At 69.4% G+C, this 18,929-nt stretch carries 16 protein-coding genes; 10 read left to right on the top strand and 6 right to left on the bottom strand.

What is annotated here, in order from left to right; all coding sequences use genetic code 11:
- The first annotated feature begins 47 nt into the window (after positions 1-47).
- The 3 genes from eat to eutC are packed head-to-tail and all read left to right on the top strand — an operon-like array spanning position 48 to position 3,609.
- On the top strand, positions 48-1,457 hold the full coding sequence (gene eat / locus FHR72_RS21650; protein WP_183472004.1) for an ethanolamine permease: 1,410 nt from the start codon (positions 48-50) through the stop codon (positions 1,455-1,457).
- Positions 1,454-2,863 carry an ethanolamine ammonia-lyase subunit EutB gene (locus FHR72_RS21645; protein ID WP_183472002.1) on the top strand — a complete coding sequence of 470 codons (1,410 nt, stop codon included), beginning with the start codon at positions 1,454-1,456 and terminating at the stop codon, positions 2,861-2,863. Before eat ends, FHR72_RS21645 begins: the two co-directional genes overlap by 4 nt.
- Positions 2,860-3,609, top strand: a complete 750-nt coding sequence (gene eutC, locus FHR72_RS21640) for an ethanolamine ammonia-lyase subunit EutC (protein WP_183472000.1) — start codon at positions 2,860-2,862, stop codon at positions 3,607-3,609. Before FHR72_RS21645 ends, eutC begins: the two co-directional genes overlap by 4 nt.
- Here the strand turns inward: eutC and FHR72_RS21635 are convergent, their stop codons facing one another.
- Together FHR72_RS21635 and FHR72_RS21630 are read right to left on the bottom strand one after the other, a co-directional pair.
- Complete coding sequence (locus FHR72_RS21635) at positions 3,610-4,257, bottom strand: sensor domain-containing protein (protein WP_183471998.1); 648 nt, start codon at positions 4,255-4,257, stop codon at positions 3,610-3,612.
- A complete protein-coding gene (locus FHR72_RS21630) occupies positions 4,254-6,587 on the bottom strand; it encodes a Tex family protein (protein WP_183471996.1) in 2,334 nt (777 codons plus the stop codon). Before FHR72_RS21630 ends, FHR72_RS21635 begins: the two co-directional genes overlap by 4 nt.
- Before the next feature lie 95 nt (positions 6,588-6,682).
- Here FHR72_RS21630 and FHR72_RS21625 point away from each other — a divergent pair, with 95 nt between their 5' ends.
- The 5 genes from FHR72_RS21625 to phoU all read left to right on the top strand — a co-directional run bounded on the left by FHR72_RS21625 (position 6,683) and on the right by phoU (position 11,774).
- Positions 6,683-8,470: a thiamine pyrophosphate-requiring protein gene (locus tag FHR72_RS21625; RefSeq protein WP_183471994.1), complete on the top strand. Its 1,788-nt coding sequence runs from the start codon at positions 6,683-6,685 to the stop codon at positions 8,468-8,470.
- Between the two features lie 226 nt (positions 8,471-8,696).
- Positions 8,697-9,635, top strand: a complete 939-nt coding sequence (locus FHR72_RS21620; RefSeq protein WP_311736225.1) for a helix-turn-helix transcriptional regulator — start codon at positions 8,697-8,699, stop codon at positions 9,633-9,635.
- Between the two features lie 103 nt (positions 9,636-9,738).
- The gene (locus tag FHR72_RS21615; protein WP_183471990.1) at positions 9,739-10,380 is read left to right on the top strand and encodes a PAS and ANTAR domain-containing protein; all 642 of its coding nucleotides are present in this window, start codon (positions 9,739-9,741) and stop codon (positions 10,378-10,380) included.
- 18 nt (positions 10,381-10,398) lie between these two features.
- Positions 10,399-11,046 (top strand): UdgX family uracil-DNA binding protein, encoded by a 648-nt coding sequence (locus FHR72_RS21610; protein WP_183471988.1) that lies wholly within the window; start codon positions 10,399-10,401, stop codon positions 11,044-11,046.
- Between the two features lie 59 nt (positions 11,047-11,105).
- Positions 11,106-11,774 (top strand): phosphate signaling complex protein PhoU, encoded by a 669-nt coding sequence (phoU, locus tag FHR72_RS21605; protein ID WP_183471986.1) that lies wholly within the window; start codon positions 11,106-11,108, stop codon positions 11,772-11,774.
- On the opposite strand, the gene FHR72_RS21600 is transcribed toward phoU, so the two are convergent.
- Positions 11,771-12,967, bottom strand: a complete 1,197-nt coding sequence (locus tag FHR72_RS21600) for a glycosyltransferase (protein WP_183471984.1) — start codon at positions 12,965-12,967, stop codon at positions 11,771-11,773. The genes phoU and FHR72_RS21600 overlap by 4 nt on opposite strands.
- A gap of 239 nt (positions 12,968-13,206) precedes the next feature.
- Between FHR72_RS21600 and FHR72_RS21595 the strand changes: the two genes are divergently transcribed.
- Complete coding sequence (locus tag FHR72_RS21595; RefSeq protein WP_183471982.1) at positions 13,207-13,956, top strand: STAS domain-containing protein; 750 nt, start codon at positions 13,207-13,209, stop codon at positions 13,954-13,956.
- 39 nt (positions 13,957-13,995) lie between these two features.
- On the opposite strand, the gene katG is transcribed toward FHR72_RS21595, so the two are convergent.
- The gene (katG, locus tag FHR72_RS21590; RefSeq protein WP_183471980.1) at positions 13,996-16,248 is read right to left on the bottom strand and encodes a catalase/peroxidase HPI; all 2,253 of its coding nucleotides are present in this window, start codon (positions 16,246-16,248) and stop codon (positions 13,996-13,998) included.
- A gap of 61 nt (positions 16,249-16,309) precedes the next feature.
- Positions 16,310-16,753, bottom strand: a complete 444-nt coding sequence (locus FHR72_RS21585; RefSeq protein ID WP_183471978.1) for a Fur family transcriptional regulator — start codon at positions 16,751-16,753, stop codon at positions 16,310-16,312.
- Between the two features lie 132 nt (positions 16,754-16,885).
- Between FHR72_RS21585 and FHR72_RS21580 the strand changes: the two genes are divergently transcribed.
- Positions 16,886-17,671 (top strand): SDR family NAD(P)-dependent oxidoreductase, encoded by a 786-nt coding sequence (locus FHR72_RS21580; protein ID WP_183471976.1) that lies wholly within the window; start codon positions 16,886-16,888, stop codon positions 17,669-17,671.
- On the opposite strand, the gene FHR72_RS21575 is transcribed toward FHR72_RS21580, so the two are convergent.
- Positions 17,625-18,923, bottom strand: coding sequence for an acyltransferase family protein (locus FHR72_RS21575; protein ID WP_183471974.1), 1,299 nt, complete (start codon positions 18,921-18,923; stop codon positions 17,625-17,627). The genes FHR72_RS21580 and FHR72_RS21575 overlap by 47 nt on opposite strands.
- Positions 18,924-18,929: the final 6 nt, after the last annotated feature.

The raw sequence follows: 18,929 nt of genomic DNA, 5'->3' as shown, positions 1-18,929 counted from the left end.
TCGGCGTGGGCTAGTGTGCTAGGTCACAGCATGAAGGGAGCTCCACCATGAGCGGGGTCGGCACTCATCGGGAATCCGATGCCTATCTGCAGAAGCGACAGCTGAAGAAGGGCAGCGCGGGGTGGATTCTGCTCGCCGGCCTGGGCGTCAGCTACGTGGTGTCCGGGGACTACTCCGGATGGAACTTCGGCCTGGCCGAGGGCGGGTTCGGCGGCCTCGCGATCGCCGCGGTCGTGATCGCCGCGATGTATCTGGCACTGGTGCTGGGGATGGCCGAATTGTCCTCGGCCCTGCCCGCGGCCGGAGGTGGCTACACCTTCGCGCGCCGCGCCCTCGGACCGTGGGGTGGATTCGCCACGGGCACCGCCATTCTCATCGAGTACGCGATCGCCCCCGCGGCGATCGCGACGTTCATCGGGGCCTATGTCGAGTCGCTCGGCCTGTTCGGTATCACCGACGGGTGGTGGGTCTACCTCGCCGCCTATGCGATCTTCATCGGCATCCACCTGTCCGGCGTCGGCGAGGCGCTCAAGGTGATGTTCGTGATCACCGGTATCGCGCTGGTCGGCCTGATCGTGTTCGCCGTCGCCGCGGTCGGTCAGTTCGACACCGCCAACCTGACCGACATCGCGGTCACCGATGCGGCGGGCGCGTCGCCGCTACTGCCGTTCGGCCTGCTGGGCGTGTGGGCCGCGATCCCGTTCGCGATCTGGTTCTTCCTGGCCATCGAAGGCGTTCCGCTCGCCGCCGAGGAAGCCGACCAACCCGAGCGCAATGTGCCCCGCGGCATCATCGCCGCGATGGCAGTGCTGCTGGTGACCTGCGTGGCGGTCCTTGTGCTGACCACCGGCGCCGGCGGCGCCGCCGCGATGTCGGAGTCGGGCAATCCACTCGTCGAGGCGCTGGGCGACAGCGTGTGGGCCAAGGTGGTGAACTACATCGGCCTCGCGGGGCTGATCGCGAGCTTCTTCTCGATCATCTATGCGTACTCGCGCCAGCTGTTCGCGCTGTCGCGGGCGGGTTACCTGCCGACCGTGCTCTCGGTGACGAACTCGCGCAAGGCGCCGACCCTGGCGCTGATCGTGCCCGGGGCCATCGGCTTCGCGTTGTCCCTGACCGGTCAGGGAGCGCTGCTGCTGAACATGGCGGTGTTCGGCGCTGCGCTGAGCTATGTGCTGATGATGGTCAGCCACATCGTGCTGCGCCGGCGCGAACCCGACATGGCCCGCCCCTACCGCACCCCGGGAGGCGTCGCGACCACCGGATTCGCACTCGTCGTCGCAGTGCTCGCCGTCATCGCGACATTCCTCGTCGACCATGTCGCCGCGCTGTGCTGCCTCGGAGTGTTCGCCGCGTTCATGGCGTACTTCGGCCTCTACAGCAGGCACCACCTGGTGGCCAACTCCCCCGACGAGGAGTTCGCCGCGCTGGCGGCCGCCGAGGACGAACTGAGATGACCTACCGCCAGCAGATCTCGGGGCACACCTACCAGTTCGACAGCCTCGTCGACGTCCTGGCCAAAGCGACACCGCAGCGCTCCGGAGACGAACTCGCGGGCTGCGCGGCCGCCTCGGACGCCGAAAGAGCCGCCGCGGCATGGGTTCTGGCTGACCTACCGATGGCGACCTTCTTGGAAGAGCCGGTGGTGCCCTACGAGACCGACGACGTCACACGACTGATCATCGACACCCATGACCGGCCGGCCTTCGGCCCCGTCTCCCACCTCACCGTCGGAGGGTTCCGGGACTGGTTGCTGGACACCGCATCCCGTGACGACAGCGCGCAGACGATCGCCGCGGTCGCGCCGGGGCTGACGCCGGAGATGGTCGCCGCGGTGTCGAAGATCATGCGCAACCAGGACCTGATCGCCGTCGCCGCAGCCGCTACGGTCCGCTCCGCCTTCCGCACGTCGATCGGGGTTCCGGGCGCCTTGGCGACGCGGTTGCAGCCCAATCATCCGACCGACGACGCACGCGGTATCGCCGCGGCGACGCTCGACGGTCTCCTCATGGGATGCGGGGACGCGGTCATCGGTATCAACCCGGCGACCGATTCACCGCAGGCCACCTCGGATCTGCTGCAGCTGCTCGACGAGATCCGGCAACGCTTCGAGATCCCGATGCAGTCGTGTGTCCTGACCCACGTCACCACCACGATGGACCTCATCGAGCGCGGGGCGCCGGTGGATCTGGTGTTCCAGTCGATCGCCGGAACACAGGGCGCCAACCGCAGCTTCGGCATCACGCTGCCGATGCTGCAGGAGGCCAACGAGGCGGGCCGGTCGCTGGGCCGCGGCACCGTCGGCGACAACATCATGTACCTGGAGACCGGGCAGGGGTCGGCTCTGTCGGCCGGCGCGCACCTGGGCACCGGAGGCAGACCGGTGGATCAGCAGACGCTGGAGACCAGGGCGTACGCGGTCGCCCGCGCGCTGGATCCTCTCCTGGTCAACACGGTCGTGGGCTTCATCGGCCCCGAATACCTCTACGACGGTAAGCAAATCGTGCGCGCGGGTCTCGAAGACCACTTCTGCGGGAAACTTCTCGGACTGCCGATGGGCGTGGACGTCTGCTACACCAACCACGCGGAAGCCGACCAGGACGACATGGACACCCTGCTGACCCTGCTCGGGGTCGCCGGGGCGGCGTTCGTGATCACGGTGCCCGGCGCCGACGACGTCATGCTCGGCTATCAGAGCCTCGCGTTCCACGATGCGCTGTACGTACGCAAGGCACTGGGGTTGCGTCCGGCGCCCGAGTTCGAGGCTTGGCTGGCCCGGCTCGGCATGGCCGACGGCGACGGCAGGGTGCTGCCGGTCGATCCCGCACGCTCTCCGCTGCTCGCGCTGGCGGCCGGCGGATGAGCGCGCAGGTCCCGGTCGAGGGTGACGTGTGGGCCCCGCTGCGCAGCACGACGCAGGCCCGCATCGGCCTGGGGCGCGCAGGCAATTCCCTTCCCTCGCACCGTGTTTTGGAATTCAAGGCCGCGCACTCTGCTGCCCGCGACGCGGTCCATGTGCCGTTGGACGTTGAGATGCTCACCTCCCAGGTGGACGCGGTCGGCCTGGGGGCACCGCGGCACGTCCGCAGCATGGCGACCACCCGGGGCGAGTATCTGCGGCGACCCGATCTCGGTCGCACGCCGGACGGTCTGGAGATGCTGCCGCGTTCGGAGGCCGACATCGGCATCGTGCTGGCCGACGGCCTGTCGCCGCGCGCGCTCGCCGATCACGGCGCTCCGCTGCTGTCGGCGCTGGCGGAGGAGTTCTGCGGTGCCTACCGGGTCGCACCGCCGGTGATCGCCACCCAGGCCCGAGTCGCCCTCGGCGACCACGTCGGTGCGGCGCTGGGTGTCTCGACGTTGTTGATGGTCATCGGCGAACGCCCCGGGCTCACCGTCGCCGACAGTCTCGGTATCTACCTGACGCATCTGCCCCGGCCGGGGCGCACCGACGCCGACCGCAACTGCATCTCCAACATCCACCCGCCCGACGGCCTCGGCTATCGGGCCGCTGCCCGCATCGCGGTGCGGCTGGTGGCCGGCGCGCGCCGGCTCGGCCGTTCCGGCGTCGACCTGAAGGACACCTCGCGGGCCGACCTGGGGGCCTGACTACGCCGTCGTGTTGGCCAGTCGCTCGATCCGCTCCAGCGCATCCGCTGCCAGTCCTGGCACGTCGAACCCGGGATTCGTTCCGCACGTGGTGATCTCGATCGCCGCGTTGTGTGCGGCGACGAACAGGTTGTCGCAGTTCCAGTCGACCGCCCGCAGGGACCACAGCACGCTGCCCTCGGGCCCCGCGGCGGCCGGCTGCACCGTGAACTCGTAGGTGCGCTCCTGCATGGTGGTGACGGTCACCGTGTCCCCGTCACAGTCGGCGATGGCCGCCCGCACCGAGTCGAGGGCGCCCGCCGGATCGAAGTCCCAGCGGTACACCGCGACCATCTCCTCGATGAAGAACTGGCCGTCGTCGGTGGTCCAGTGACCTCCGTCGGTGGCCAGCGGCCGTCCTTCGTCGAGAAACGGCGGGTCGACCTCACGGGCCAGTCCCGCGCACCCCGCCGGCTCGGCGACGACGAACAGGTTGCCGTCCTCGCCGATCACGGCCGGGCTGAGCAGGTCCACGACCTGCTGGGTGGTGATCGGTGCCGCCATCGACTCCGGCGTGCCCCGCGGATCGTCGACGTGGCGGGTGCAACCGCAGAGCAGCGCGAGGGCCACGGCGCCTACCGCCGTACCCCGCCGCGCCGTCACGATCATCGTCCGAAGCCCGCGTCCCGTAGCGCCTGTGCCATCGAGCCGCCGGCCCTGGCGCCGGTCGTGGCACCGGAGGCGTTGGGCCGCTGCGGCTTCCGCGCTGTGGTCCGCGGTCGCTCGTCCCTGCGGGGACCACGCGCGGGCTTGGTCTCGTCCTTGAGTCGCAGCGTCAAGCCGATGCGCCGGCGTTCGACGTCGACATCGACGACCTTGACGCGCACCACCTGCCCGGACCGCACGACCTCGTGGGGGTCCGACACGTAGCGGTCCGCCATCGCCGACACATGGACCAGCCCGTCCTGGTGCACCCCGATGTCGACGAACGCGCCGAACGCCGCCACGTTCGTGACGACCCCCTCCAGCACCATCCCGGCCTTGAGGTCGGCCACCTTCTCCACTCCCGCCGCGAAAGTCGCGGTGGTGAATGCCGGCCGCGGATCCCGTCCGGGCTTTTCGAGCTCACCGAGGATGTCGGTCACGGTCGGGATGCCGAACCGGTCGTCGGCGAAATCACCGGGGCGCAGTGCCCGCAGGGCTCGTTCGTCGCCGATGATCTCGGCCAATGTCAGGCCCGCGCGGTCGAGGATGCGCCGCACCACGGGATAGGACTCCGGGTGGACGCCGGAGGCGTCGAGGGGATCCTCGCCGTCGCGGATACGCAGAAAGCCGGCGCACTGTTCGAATGCCTTGGGCCCCAGCCGCGGAACGTCCAACAGCGCGCGGCGGTTCTGGAAACGGCCGGCCTTGTCGCGGTGGGCGACGATCGCCTCCGCCAGTGACTCGGTGATCCCCGAGACTCGCGAGAGCAGGGGCACCGAGGCGGTGTTGAGGTCCACGCCGACGGCGTTGACCGCGTCTTCGACGACGGCGCCCAGGCTCTTGGCCAGGATTCCCGGCGTCACGTCGTGCTGGTACTGGCCCACACCGATCGACTTGGGTTCGATCTTGACGAGTTCGGCCAGCGGGTCCTGGAGGCGCCGCGCGATGGACACGGCCCCGCGCAGCGTGACGTCGAGACCCGGCAGCTCGTGTGCGGCGTAGGCCGAGGCCGAGTACACCGACGCCCCGGCCTCGCTGACCATCGCCTTGTTCGGCGCGGCAGCACCGGCGGCCCGGATGTCGGCGATCAACTCCGTTGCCAGAGCGTCGGTTTCGCGCGAGGCGGTGCCGTTGCCGACGGCGATGAGCTCGATGCCGTGACGCGCGACGAGTGCGGCCAGCGTGGCCTTGGCGGAGTCCCACTGCTTCTGCGGCTGGTGCGGGAAGATCGCGCAGGTGTCGAGGACCTTGCCCGTCCCGTCGACGACCGCGACCTTCACCCCGGTGCGGAACCCCGGATCCAGGCCCATCGTGGTGCGGTTACCGGCGGGGGCCGCCAGCAGCAGGTCCTTGAGGTTCTTGGCGAAGACTGTCACCGCGTCCTCTTCGGCACGGAGCTTCAGCCGGACGCGCGCGTCCACCGAGGCCGAGACCGAGAGCCGGGTGCGCCACGCGAAACCGATCGTGGCCGCCAGCCACGGCGTGGCCGGCGCGCCCGCCGTGAGGTCCACCCCGAGCGCCGTCGCGATCATCGCCTGATACGTGTCGTCCTCGCCGCCGTCCAGCGACAGGGACAGGGCCTGCTCCTTCTCGCCGCGCAGCACGGCCAGGACGCGATGGGACGGCATCGCCGCCAGCGGTTCGGCGTGGTCGAAGTAGTCGCGGAACTTCTGGGTCTTCTCCGAGGTGAGCGCGGCCTCGGAGGCGGGCCTCGCGGTGATGGTCCCCGTCTCCCAGAACCGCTCCCGTAGCCCACCGACCAGCTCGGCGTTCTCGGCGGCGCGTTCGACGACGATGTGCCGCGCCCCCTCCAGCGCCGCCGCGACATCGGCGACCTCACCGGCGACGAACGGCGCCGCGGCGGCTTCGGGTGAGAGCGACGGGTCGGTCAGCAGTTGTTCGGCCAGCGGCTCCAGCCCCGCCTCCCGGGCGATCTGCGCCTTGGTCCGCCGCTTCGGCTTGTAGGGCAGGTAGATGTCCTCGACCCGCGCCTTGGTGTCGGCGGCCATCAACGCCGCGGTGAGCTCGGCGGTGAGTTTGCCCTGCTCCTTGATCGAGGCCAGCACCGCACTGCGGCGATCATCGAGCTCCCGCAGATAGCCGAGACGTTCCTCCAGGAGGCGCAATTGCCCGTCATCGAGGCTGCCGGTGGCCTCCTTGCGGTAGCGGGCGATGAACGGGACCGTCGCTCCCTCGTCGAGCAGCCGCACGGCCGCAGCCACCTGGTTCTCCCCTACGGCCAGTTCCTCAGCGAGACGGGCATTTACGGATTCGAGCGCGCCGGACTTGATCACGCGCGGAACCCTACCCAACCGGCCGGACAGGACCGGTCCGGGACACGGCCGCCCGCCGAGTTTGAGCAACCCGCGTCGGGGTAGCCGCCGTCTGCATGAGCACCGATGTCGCCGACTTCATCCTCGACCGCCTCCGACAGTGGAACGTGACCCACATCTTCGGCTACCCCGGCGACGGGATCAACGGCCTGATCTCTGCGCTGGGGCGTGCCGACAACGACCCCAAGTTCGTGCAGACCCGGCACGAGGAGATGGCGGCGTTCGCCGCGGTGGGCTACGCGAAGTTCTCCGGTGAGGTCGGCGTGTGCATGGCGACCTCCGGCCCGGGCGCCATCCACCTCATCAACGGGTTGTACGACGCCAAGCTCGACCATGTCCCGGTGGTCGCGATCATCGGCCAGACGGCGCGTACCGCGATGGGCGGCAGCTACCAGCAGGAGGTCGACCTGCAGGCGCTGTTCGGCGACGTCGCGAGCGACTACGTCGTGGAGGTGAACGCCTCGGCGCAGCTGCCCGCCACCCTGGACCGCGCGATCCGCACCGCCCGCACCCGGCGCGCGCCCACCGTGGTCATCGTGCCGTCGGACCTGCAGGAGGAGGAGTACGAGCCGCCCGGACACCAGTTCAAGCACGTCCCGTCCAGCGACCCCGGTGACGTGGTCGGCGTCATCACGCCGTCCGACGCTCAGGTGCGCCTGGCCGCGGACATCCTCAACGAGGGTGAGCGGGTGGCGATCCTGATCGGGCAGGGGGCGCGCGGTGCCGCCGCCGAGGTCGCCGAAGTCGCCCGTCTGACCGGCGCCGGTGTGGCAAAAGCGCTGCTGGGCAAGGACGTTCTGGCCGACGACCTGCCGTTCGTGACGGGCGCGATCGGGCTTCTGGGCACCCGGCCCAGCTATGAGCTGATGCGGGACTGCGACACCCTGCTCATTGTCGGGTCCAATTTCCCGTACACGCAGTTCCTTCCGGAGTTCGGCCAGGCGCGCGCCGTCCAGGTCGACAACGACGGCACCTCGATCGGGATGCGCTATCCGACCGAACTGAACATCGTCGCCGACGCCAAGGTGACTCTGGCTGCCCTGCAACCGCACCTGCAGCCGAAGTCGGACTCCGGGTGGCGGGACACCATCGAGTCGAACGTCGAGAACTGGTGGCGGACCCTGGAGAAGCAAAGCATGCTCGCCGCGCAGCCGGTCAATCCGATGCGCGTGGCCTGGGAGCTGTCGAAGCGGTTGCCCGGCAACGCGATCGTCACCGCGGACTCGGGATCGTCGACCACGTGGTACGCGCGTTGCCTGCAGTTCAGCGGGGACGTCCGTGGGTCGGTGTCCGGCACGCTGGCGACCATGGGGTGCGCGGTCCCGTATGCGCTGGGGGCGAAGTTCGCCCACCCGGACCGGCCGGTCGTCGCGCTGGTCGGCGACGGGGCGATGCAGATGAACGGGCTCGCGGAGCTGCTGACCATCAACCGCTATCGCGGAGAGTGGGACGAGCTTCCGTTCGTGATCTGCGTGTTCGGCAACGGCGACCTGAACCAGGTGACGTGGGAGCTGCGCGCGATGGGCGGCGCCCCGAAGTTCGAGGAGTCGCAGAGTCTGCCCGCGGTGAGCTATGCGGAGGTGGCCCGGGCGATGGGTCTCGACGCGATGACCGTCGAGTGTGAGGCCGACGTCGCGACGGCGTGGGACTGGGCGCTGTCGACGCCAGGACCCACACTGATCGATGTGCGCTGCGATCCCGAAGTGCCGCCGATCCCGCCGCACGTCACGTTCGACGAGATGCTGAAGATGACACAGGCCGTGGCCAAGGGCGACCCGAATGCACGCCATCTCGTGTACCAGACGATCAAGACCAAGGCCGCCGAGCTCTTCACCCGATCCTGAGCACCCGCGCGCACGCCGCGTTCGCTTTGCGGACCGAGCAGCCAGCATCTTTTCGTTTTTCGCGCTGTGCCGACCTGCCCGCCTGTGGCAGCATCTGCCAGACGAAATTGCTGCGCGACGCGAAAGGTGCTGGTGGAGTTGAGGATTCTGCCCGCTGGGGATGAGCTGGCCATGCGCCGGACTCGGCCTGCCGGGGCCTTGTCGCATTCCTGACTCCCCCATCTTCGTGACCGCCTACGATCAACCGCGCCCGCTGGCGCGCTATGAGTTCTCCGACGACGATCCCGCGCGGATCCGCGGCCGGCTGCACGAGATGTTCGGCCCGCAGACCACCGTCGAGTGTGCGGACAGTTCCGAGCCCGCCCGCTACCGCCACATCCGGCATTCCTCGACCGCGTTCCACGTCGACCAGATCGACCATGCCGGCGACGCCACCCTCTGCCTCGAGCAGATCCGCCGCGATGCCGTCCTGTGGGTGCACGCCGGCACGGTCCTGTTCCGGTGCGGCGACGTCACCGACAAGGCCGCCCAGGGAGAAGTGCGGCTGTTGAGGGCGGGCGTCGGCCCGGTGGCGCTGCAGTCGATCGACAGCCGGATCACGGTCGTGCACCTCGGCGCGGCGCCGCGGGACGCACCGCCCGACTGGCTCACGCCCCGCAACCGGGCGGCAGCGGGCGTGGTGAAGCGGACCATCGCCTACGTCACCGATGTCCTGAACTCCGCCGACACCGCAGCGGCCGAGGTGCTGGCCGGCGCGATGTCGGATCTGCTCTCGGCCGCGGCGTCGGCCGTCTTCCCCCACCACGTCGGCGGGGAGGACGGAGGCAGCACGGCCGACGCGTTCCCTGCGACCCTGCGCGCAGCGCTGGCCTACATCGAAGCCAATGCGTCGCGGCGTATTTCGCTGGCCGATGTCGCCGCGGAGGCCTACGCGACGCCCCGGACGGTTCAATACCTGTTCCGGCGCTACCTCGACACCACGCCCACGGCGTATCTAAGGCGGGTCCGGCTGGCCGCGGCGCGCCAGGAACTTCTGACGTCTCATCGCTCGGCCACGACGGTGACTGCCACCGCGGCGCGGTGGGGGTTCGGCCACACCGGTCGGTTCGCAGTGCTGTATCGGCAGACGTACGGGGAGAGCCCGCACGAGACACTGGCCCGCTAGCCTTTCGCGATTCGGACCGACAGTTTGCGCGCTGCGGCCAATTACGGGCAGACCGCGATTCGCAGTCATGCGGCCCGTCGCACGCACTTCATGATGTCGCACCATGACCAGAGCAGAGCCGCCGATCGGCGACGGTGGGGTGACGGTCGGCAGCTTCACCTACGTGCACACCCAGGACCGCTGGGTGTGGTCGGACGCGGTCGCGGCCATGCACGGGTATGCCCCGGGCGCGGTGGAGCCCACGACCGACCTCGTTCTGGCGCACAAACACCCCGACGACAGGGCGACGGTCACCGAACTGATCGACCGGGTGCGCGCCGAAGGGGCGGTCTTCTCCAGCCGTCACCGCATCGTGGACGTGCAGGGCAGGACGCGCGTGGTCGTGGTGATCGGCGAGCGCATGGTCGACGACGGCGGGGTCGCCGTCGGGACCCGCGGCTTCTACGTCGACATCACCGACAGCTTCGACGCCGACGTGCAGAGGTCGGTGACCCGGCACGTGACGGCCATCGAGAAGACACGTTCGACGATCCAGCAGGCGGTCGGCATGATCCGGATGGCGTACGGCGTGTCGTCCGAGCGCGCCTTCGACGTGCTCAAGTGGCGCTCGCAGGAGAGGAACGTGAAGCTGAGATCCATCGCCGAGCGGTTGGTGGCCGACGTCTCGGCGACTCCGCTGTCTGCCGACGCCCGGGCGCGACTCGACCACTTCCTGCTCAGCGCCGACCGCGATGACGGGGGCTGAGACGGGTACCCGGTAGCCATGGCCACCGCCGCGGATTTCGTCCCTCCCGTGCACGACGTCGAGACGCTGGCCGCCGCCGCGCAGGCCTGTCGCGGCTGCGGCCTGTACGAGAAGGCGACCCAGACCGTGTTCGGGTCCGGGCCTGAGCGGGCCAGGATGATGCTCGTCGGCGAGCAGCCCGGCGACCGGGAGGATCTTGCGGGGGAACCCTTCGTGGGTCCCGCCGGACGGCTTCTCGACAAGGCGCTGGGCGAGGCCGGAGTGGAGCGCACGCCGGTGTATGTGACCAACGCGGTGAAGCACTTCAAGTTCGTGCCGTCCGAGCGCGGCAAGCGCAGGATCCACAAGACGCCGAGCCGTACGGAAGTCGTGGCCTGCCGTCCCTGGTTGTTCGCAGAGCTCGAGGCGGTCGAGCCCGAGGTGGTGGTCCTGCTCGGCGCGACCGCGGCAAAGGCGCTCCTGGGCAACGCATTTCGGCTCACCGAGCACCGCGGTGAGGTCCTGTCGCTGCCCGCCGACGAGGTTCCCGCCACCGTGCGCGAGTCGCGGGTCGTCGCGACCATCCACCCGTCGTCGGTGCTGCGCGGGCCGCCCGAGGCGCGCGACGAATCGTTCCGGTCGCTGGTCGCCGACCTGAGATTCGCCCGTGAGGTGCTGGACGGCTGAGTTTGGGTCCGCAGCGACGTGGGTAACGGCTGAGCACATCGACGCAGTTCGGAAGAGCCATGCGCAACCTGTTTCACGAGACCCTCGATTCCCTGACCGCGGATCTGGCCGGCATGTGCGGCCGGGCCTCGGAGCTGATGCAGACGGCGTCCGCCGCGCTGCTCAGCGGTGACCTCTCCGGCGCCGACCGTGTGGCGGCCGACCTGAAAGATCTGACCACGCTGGGCCATGCCGTTCACGAACGCGCCTACGGGCTGCTGGCACTGCAGGCTCCCGTCGCCCACGATCTGCGCGTGGTCGTCTCGGCGTTGTACATCGCCGCCGACGCGGACCGCATGGGTGCGCTGGCCTCTCACGTGGCGCGGGCGGCACGGCGCCGCCACCCCGACCCGCCGGTGCCTGCCGAGGTCCACGACCTGTTCGCCGACATGGCTGTCACGGCCGTGGACCTGGCGGACCTGGTTCGGTCCACCGTGGAGAGCGGCAGCCCCGAGCGGGCCCGTCTCGTGTGTGAGGGCGATGCCCGGATGAACGACCTGCACCGCGAGCTGTTCGCCCGGCTCATCGAACCGCGGTGGCAGCACGGCGCCGCGGCGGCGGCGGATCTGGTGCTGGTGGGTCGGTACTACGAACGGTTCGCCGACCATGCGGTAGAGATCGCGCGGCGGGTGTACTTCCAGGTCACCGGCGAGCAGCTCAGCGGCGGCGGGGACACCGCCGGCGGTTAATGCCCCGCGACCGGTGCAACCGCGCGCCCGTGACGCGCCGCGGCGGCGGTGTAGACCACCTCGGCATCGGTGGCGATGCGATCCCAGCTGTACCGCGAACGGGCCCTGGATCGTCCGGCCAGGCCCATGCCCTGGCGGAGCACCGTCTGTCCCAGGATGGATCGCAACGCGCGGCCCAGCGCCTGAGGGTCCCCCGGCTCGACGAGCAGTCCGGTCACGTCGGCGATCACCGCGTCCCGCACGCCTCCGGCTGCGGTGGCGACCACCGGGACCCCGCAGGCCATGGCCTCCAGGGCGGTGGCACACGAGGATTCGTAGGGCGCCGGCAGAACGATCACCTCGGCGGCGCGGAACTCCGCGGTCAGGGACTCCCTGCGGACGCCGGCGGCCACGCGGACACGGTCGGCCACGCGCAGGTCGCGCGCCATGTCGACCAGGCGGCGGTGGTCGGTCACGTCCCCGGGGTCGGTGGCCACCAGCACCAGTTCGGCAGCTCCCAGCGACGGGAGAACCCGCAGCACCTGGGCGAGGTTCTGCTGGGGCGAGAAGTCGCGGGCCACGGCCACCAGCCGCCGGGAGACGGCCCCGCCGCGCGAGACGTCCTCCTCGGTCGCGTCCTCGTCGACGTCGACTCCGTGCGGCAGGACAGCCACCCTGGCGCGCGGGCAACCCAGCCTGATCAGTTCACCCATGTCGTCGTTGCACGCGGCGGTCACGGTCGTGGCGTTGCGGGCCAGCAGAGTCTCGACCTTCAGGGCCGTCTCGGAGACCGTCTGTGCGCCACAGAGGCGTCGTGCGGTCGTGCTGAGTCCGTCGAAGCTCTGCACGGTGGGCACGGGGAGCCTCTTGGCCGCGAGCTGGGCGGCCATCCCGTACGAACGGCCGTGACAGTGCACCACGTCGGGCAGGTCCTGCCCCCACGCGTCGATCAGGTGGCGGCCGATCTCGCCGACGGCGGGCATCAGCGCCTCCGAGCGGTCGGCGTCACCGATGGCCGGGATCCGGTCGACGGGGATCCGTTCGACGCGGATGTCTGCCGGGCCGGGCGCGTCGTCGGAGACCGCCGAGAAGAGGGTGACCTCATGGCCGTGGCGGGTCAACGCACCGGCGAGGCTGGCGAGGTCGTACCGGCCGGTGCCGGCCATGTCGGAGCCGTTGCCGCGACCCAGGTCCCCCACCATGGCGATCTTCATAAGGTCCCTTCGTCGTAGCAGGCGTCACCCACCTGTGGGTAGTAAGGACCGGAACGAGAGGTTCAAAACCGCACGGCGGTCACCCCTTCGCCGTCTGTCCCAGCCCATTCGCATGCCGGATAGCGCCTGCTGGGTTCAGCACGTGCGGTGCGGGTACGTCAGTCGGGTGCTGTGCTCCCCCCACCCTCTACCGCGCGGCGTCGAGACGGCCCCGCGGTGTCGCGTGATCATCGGCGCGGATGGCTGAGCGCAGCGGCCTCAGCGTCTCAGCGGCGACGCCGATCGGAGGCAGCACGCGGCTGAAGATCTCGGGGACACTCGACAGCTCCACGTATCACCAGGCGCGCAACAGTGTCATCAGCGCGGCCATCGAAGAACCCGAGGCCGTCGTCGTCGATGTCAGCGAGCTGCACGCCCCGGCCGAGAGCGCCTGGGCAGCGTTCACCAGTGCGCGCTGGCACGTGAGCCGCTGGCCCGACATCCCGGTCGTGCTGGTGTGCGATCACGAGGCCGGCCGCGCTGCGATCGAACGCAGCGGCGCCGCCCGCCACGTCCCGGTCCACGGGGACGAACGAGCGGCGGCACAGGCGGTCCGGAATCCGCGCGGTTCACGTCGGCGTGCCACGGCCGGACTGGACGCCGACCGCGGGTGCCTGCGCAGCGCGCGGACGCTGATGGCGAAATGGCTGACACAGTGGGCGCACGCCGACATGGTGATCGCGGCGTCGACCGTGGCCACCGTCTTCCTGGAGAACGTCCTGGAGCACACCACCAGCCGCCCCGTGCTGCTGGTCGAGGCCATCGACGACCGGGTGATGGTCGTCGTCTGCGACGAGAGCCGCGAACTCGCTGCCCGCCAAGAGCTTTCGTGTACACGTACGGTCTCGGGCCTGGCCATCGTCGCGGCGTTGAGTCGGTCGTGGGGCTGCAATCCCACCGCTGAGGGGAAGACGGTGTGGGCGGTCCTGGGACCGGAAAACCGGCTCTGAGCGAATCGCTCAGAGCCGGTTTCCGTTGGCTCGGTCGATCTAGCGCAGGTCGAACCGGTCGTTGTTCATGACCTTGACCCAGGCCGCCACGAAGTCCTCGACGAACTTGCCCTTGTTGTCGTCCTGGGCGTAGACCTCGGCCACCGCGCGCAGCACCGAGTTCGAACCGAAGACGAGGTCGTTCGGGGTGGCCGTCCACTTGAGCTCACCGCTGACGCGGTCGTGGCCCTCGTAGACGTTCTCGGCGTTCTCCGACGACTTCCACTGTGTCCCCATGTCGAGCAGGTTCACGAAGAAGTCATTGGTCAGCGCGCCCGGCGTCTGCGTGAAGACGCCGTGCTTGGTGCCGCCGTGGTTGGCCCCCAACACCCGCAGACCGCCGATGAGCGCCGTCATCTCCGGTGCGGTGAGGTCCAGGAAGTACGCCTTGTCGACGAGCAGCTTCTCCAGCTGGACCTTCTCGCCGGGGCGCACATAGTTGCGGAAGCCGTCGGCGCGGGGCTCGAGCACCGCGAACGATTCCACATCCGTGTCCTCCTGCGAGGCGTCGGTGCGACCGGGTGCGAAATGCACGTCGATCTCGAAACCGGCGTCCTTGGCGGCCTTTTCGACCGCTGCGGATCCGGCCAGCACGATCAGATCGGCCAGGGACACCTTCTTGCCGCCGGCGGCCGAGGCGTTGAACTCCTGCTGGATCCGCTCCAGCACGGGCAGCACCTTGTCCAGCTCGGACGGCTCATTGGCCTCCCAGTTCCGCTGCGGCTGCAGGCGCAGTCGCGCGCCGTTGGCGCCGCCACGCTTGTCGGTGCCACGGAAGCTCGAGGCGGCCGCCCACGCGGTCTTCACGAGCTGCGGAACCGACAGCTCCGACTGCAGCACAGTGGATTTCAGGGTGGCGATGTCGGACTCGTCGATCAGCGCGTGATCCACCGCCGGCACCGGGTCCTGCCACAGCTGCGGCTCGGCGACCCAGGGTCCCAGGTAGCGGCTGACCGGGCCCATGTCGCGGTGCAGCAGCTTGTACCAGGCCTTGGCGAAGGCCGCGTCGAGCTCCTCGGGGTGATCCAGCCAGCGGCGGGTGATCTCGCCGTAGATCGGGTCCACCCGCATCGACACGTCCGTGACGAGCATGGTCGGCTTGCGCTTCTTGGTGGAGTCGAACGGATCCGGGATGATCTCCTCGGCGTCCTTAGCCTCGAACTGCCACGCGCCACCGGGGCTCTTGGTCAGTTCCCACTCGTAGCCGTACAGGATCTCCAGGTAACGGTTGCTCCACTGGGTCGGCTTGTCGGTCCACACGACCTCGAGACCGCTGGTGATGGTGTCGTTGCCCTTACCCGACGCGAAAGCGCACTTCCAGCCCAGACCCTGCTGCTCGATCGGGGCGCCTTCGGGCTCGGGGCCGACCAGGTCGCCGTCACCGGCGCCGTGCGTCTTGCCGAGCGTGTGGCCGCCGACGATCAGTGCGGCCGTCTCCTCGTCGTTCATGGCCATCCGGCCGAACGTCTCGCGGATGTCGTGGGCCGCCGCCAGCGGATCCGGCTTGCCTTCGGGGCCTTCGGGATTGACGTAGATCAGGCCCATGGTGGTGGCGCCGAACGGCTCGGCCAGCTCGCGGCTGTCGCTGTCGTTGGTGCCGCCGTAACGCTTGTCGGTGCCCAGCCAGGTGTCCTCCTGGCCGTAGAGGATCTCCTCCGGCTCCCAGATGTCCTCACGTCCGAAGCCGAAGCCGAAGGTCTTGAAGTCGGCCGACTCGAGCGCGACGTTGCCCGCGAACACCAGCAGGTCGGCCCACGAGAGCTTGTTGCCGTACTTCTGCTTGACCGGCCACAGCAGGCGGCGCGCCTTGTCGAGGTTCGCGTTGTCGGGCCAGCTGTTCAGCGGGGCGAAGCGCTGGGCGCCCTGGCCGCCGCCACCGCGGCCGTCGAAGATGCGGTAGGTGCCCGCGGCGTGCCAGCTCATCCGGATGAACAGACCGGCGTAGCTGCCGTAGTCGGCGGGCCACCAGTCCTGCGAGGTCGTGATCACCGACAGCACATCGGCCTTGAGCGCGTCCGCGTCGATCTTGGCGAATTCGGCGGCGTAGTCGAAGTCCGCACCGAGCGGGTTGCCCTTCTCCGACTGCTTGTGCAGCACGGAGACATCGACCTGCTCGGGCCACCAATCCTGGTTGGTCAGCGGTGCGTGCGCTTTGGGCTTCGGCGAATCGATCGCCGGGTTCTCGGACTCGCTGTGGCTGTGGGTCTCGGTGTCAGAGTGAGGTGGGCGGGCATCGGAGGTATCTGACGACACGGTGTTTCCCTTCATGTTCCGTACATCTGTTGGATGGGTGGGGCTGTGATCACGGTTGTGATCAGGAACTCTGTGAGGCCGAGCAGTCGGGGCACAGTCCCCAGTAGATGACCTCGGCTTCGTCGATCTCGAAACCGGCGAGCATGCCGTCGGCGTCGGATGCCGTCAGGCAGGGCGCCTCGCCGACGGCGCAGTCGACGTCGGCGATCACTCCGCAGGACCGGCACACGATGTGGTGGTGGTTGTCGCCGATGCGCGTCTCGTAGCGCGCCAACGAGCCCGCGGGCTGGATGCGGCGCACCAAACCCGTTGCGGTCAGGACGTTCAGCGCGTCGTAGACCGTCTGCCGGGAGATGTCGGGCAGACTTTCGCGCGCAGCGCGGATGATCAGCTCGGTGTCGGCGTGGGGGTGGTGCCCGACGGCGTGCAATACCGCCATCCGGGGTCGGGTGACGCGTAGAGCCGCCGACTTGAGCACGTCTGAGTAGTCGTGATCCTCGGCCATCTCTTCGATCTTGGACCGTTTTCTGGATTAAATCAAGAAATCGGCGAAAATCGTCGAGATGTTCGCGGAACGGACCGTCGACCCCGGCGGCGAAGCTCGTTTTCCGGAAGCCGCGGCGGGTACGCGCCGGGCATGAGTGAAGCACGCCTGGCTCTCGTCACGGGAGCGTCCAGCGGGATCGGCCTCGAGCTCGCCCGCCAATTCGCAAGCAACGGTTACGACCTGGTCGTCGCCGCCGAGGACGACGCGATCCACGACGTGCCGGACCGGCTCTCCGAGTTCGGGGTCGCGATCCAGGCGGTGCAGGTGGACCTGCGCACCGCCGACGGGGTCGAGCATCTGTTCAACAGCGTCGTCGAGGGTGGGCGGGAGCTGGCCTGCGCGGCGCTGAACGCCGGCGTGGGCCGCGGGGACATGTTCCTCAAGAGTGAGCTCGCCGACGACCTGAGCATCATCGACCTCAATGTGCGCTCGACCGTCCACCTGTCCAAGCTCGTCCTGCGCGACATGGCCAACAGGAACCGTGGTCGCGTTCTCCTGACGTCGTCGGTCGCCTCGATGATGCCCGGGTCCTACCAGACCGTCTACAACGCCTCGAAGTCGTTCATCCAGTCGTTCACCAAGGCGCTGCAGGACGAATTGCGCAACAGCCCGATCACCGTCACCGCGCTGCTGCCGGGTCCGACCGACACCGATTTCTTCCAGCGGGCGAAGTTGATGGACGCGCCGATCGGTCGGCTGCCCAAAGACGATCCCGCGAAGGTCGCGCAGCAGGGTTATGCAGCGCTGATGCGGGGTGACCGTCAGGTCGTCGCGTCGTCGGTGTCCTCCAAGTTGATGGGCGCCGCACTGCGGGTGCTGCCGGACCCGATCAAGGCAGCCGGGAGCCGGCTGATCTCGGCGCCGCAGGGACGCTGACACCGCGCGGCACGACAGCGCAGAGATGCGCGACGGCGACGGCCGCCAGGAAACCCGCCAGCGCCGTCCAACCGGCCGGATCCCCCAGTCCGAACTTGGCCATCAGCACCAGCAGAACGCCTGCCGTGCAGACGAGGATGCCCGCGGTGGTGGCCCGTGCTCCGGTCGCGGCGGGCGGCGCATCCCACCACGGCAGGGGCCGGCGTTCCAGCGGCGACAGCAACCGGAAGAGCGCCAGCATGATGATCGCGAACACCACCGCGCGCAGGCCCAGCATGAGCAGGAAGTCGGGTGCGTCGACGTCGTAGGCGTCCAGATCCAACGCATGCAGGCCGAAGGTGGCGATGGCGATCGCCACGATGTGCCACAGGTAGATCGTCATCGCCCCGGCGTTTCCGGCCGCCACCGCGCGCCACACCGCCGGTCGTTGCGCCCATCGCCGGATCGCGGGGGCCAGCACGACGAATGCGCACGACATCCACACGCAGTGCAGCGCGAGCACCAGCGTCGGCGGCGAGACGTTCGACACCTTCTCTGATCCGGTGACCACGAGCGATATCTCGTAGGGGCCGACGGCGACCAGCAGTGCCTGTACCGCCACCGCCGCCACCGCGATGACGCCCGCCGTGCGCGGGTGAAGCAGGCCCCGGGCGTAGGCGACCCCGAGGGCCATCGGGATGAGCCAGACGATCAGGAAATTGCCGAGGCCGGCGGCAGGGGTGCCCGTCACGAACCTGAGGATGTCGACCGCGCCTGCGGCCGCGACCAGGGCGGCCACGAGCACCGCGACGCCGCGTCCGGTCGTCAGCGTCACCAGCGCGGGCACGAAGGCCAGTGTCACCAGGTACACGCCGAGGAACCACAGCAGCGCCACGCTCTCGGCGCCCAGGCCGGCCGCCGATTCGGCCCCGAGGATGAGCCGGGCGGCCAGCAGTCCCGCCGACCACGCCGCCAGGTACCAGAACACCGGTCGGCACAGTCGCTGCGCCCTGCCGAAAAGCCATGTGCCCCAGGCAGTTCCAGGACGGAAACTGAGCGCTCCAGCGGCGCCGCCCGCGAGGAAGAACAACGGCATCACCTGGGCGACCCAGGTGAGCGGCGCGACGGCGGGGGCCTCGCCGATCAGGTTGCGGATACGCACCCCGCCGTCGTCGATGGTGGCGAGAAGGAGGGCACAGTGTCCGAACATCACCACGACGAGCGCGGCGAGACGGGCGACGTCGATGGCACGGTCGCGCGTGGTCTGCGTCATGAGCCC

The sequence above is a fragment of the Mycolicibacterium iranicum genome (assembly GCF_014190915.1).
Classification (GTDB): domain Bacteria; phylum Actinomycetota; class Actinomycetes; order Mycobacteriales; family Mycobacteriaceae; genus Mycobacterium; species Mycobacterium iranicum_B.
Note: the sequence above shows the minus strand (reverse complement) of the source record. Positions and strands in the feature narration are given on the sequence as shown.

Coding starts and splice junctions, on each gene's coding strand:
- eat (WP_183472004.1), top strand. CDS start 48: ATGAGCGGGGTCGGCACTCATCGGGAATCCGATGCCTATCTGCAGAAG.
- FHR72_RS21645 (WP_183472002.1), top strand. CDS start 1,454: ATGACCTACCGCCAGCAGATCTCGGGGCACACCTACCAGTTCGACAGC.
- eutC (WP_183472000.1), top strand. CDS start 2,860: ATGAGCGCGCAGGTCCCGGTCGAGGGTGACGTGTGGGCCCCGCTGCGC.
- FHR72_RS21635 (WP_183471998.1), bottom strand. CDS start 4,257: ATGATCGTGACGGCGCGGCGGGGTACGGCGGTAGGCGCCGTGGCCCTC.
- FHR72_RS21625 (WP_183471994.1), top strand. CDS start 6,683: ATGAGCACCGATGTCGCCGACTTCATCCTCGACCGCCTCCGACAGTGG.
- FHR72_RS21615 (WP_183471990.1), top strand. CDS start 9,739: ATGACCAGAGCAGAGCCGCCGATCGGCGACGGTGGGGTGACGGTCGGC.
- FHR72_RS21610 (WP_183471988.1), top strand. CDS start 10,399: ATGGCCACCGCCGCGGATTTCGTCCCTCCCGTGCACGACGTCGAGACG.
- phoU (WP_183471986.1), top strand. CDS start 11,106: ATGCGCAACCTGTTTCACGAGACCCTCGATTCCCTGACCGCGGATCTG.
- FHR72_RS21600 (WP_183471984.1), bottom strand. CDS start 12,967: ATGAAGATCGCCATGGTGGGGGACCTGGGTCGCGGCAACGGCTCCGAC.
- FHR72_RS21595 (WP_183471982.1), top strand. CDS start 13,207: ATGGCTGAGCGCAGCGGCCTCAGCGTCTCAGCGGCGACGCCGATCGGA.
- FHR72_RS21585 (WP_183471978.1), bottom strand. CDS start 16,753: ATGGCCGAGGATCACGACTACTCAGACGTGCTCAAGTCGGCGGCTCTA.
- FHR72_RS21580 (WP_183471976.1), top strand. CDS start 16,886: ATGAGTGAAGCACGCCTGGCTCTCGTCACGGGAGCGTCCAGCGGGATC.
- FHR72_RS21575 (WP_183471974.1), bottom strand. CDS start 18,923: ATGACGCAGACCACGCGCGACCGTGCCATCGACGTCGCCCGTCTCGCC.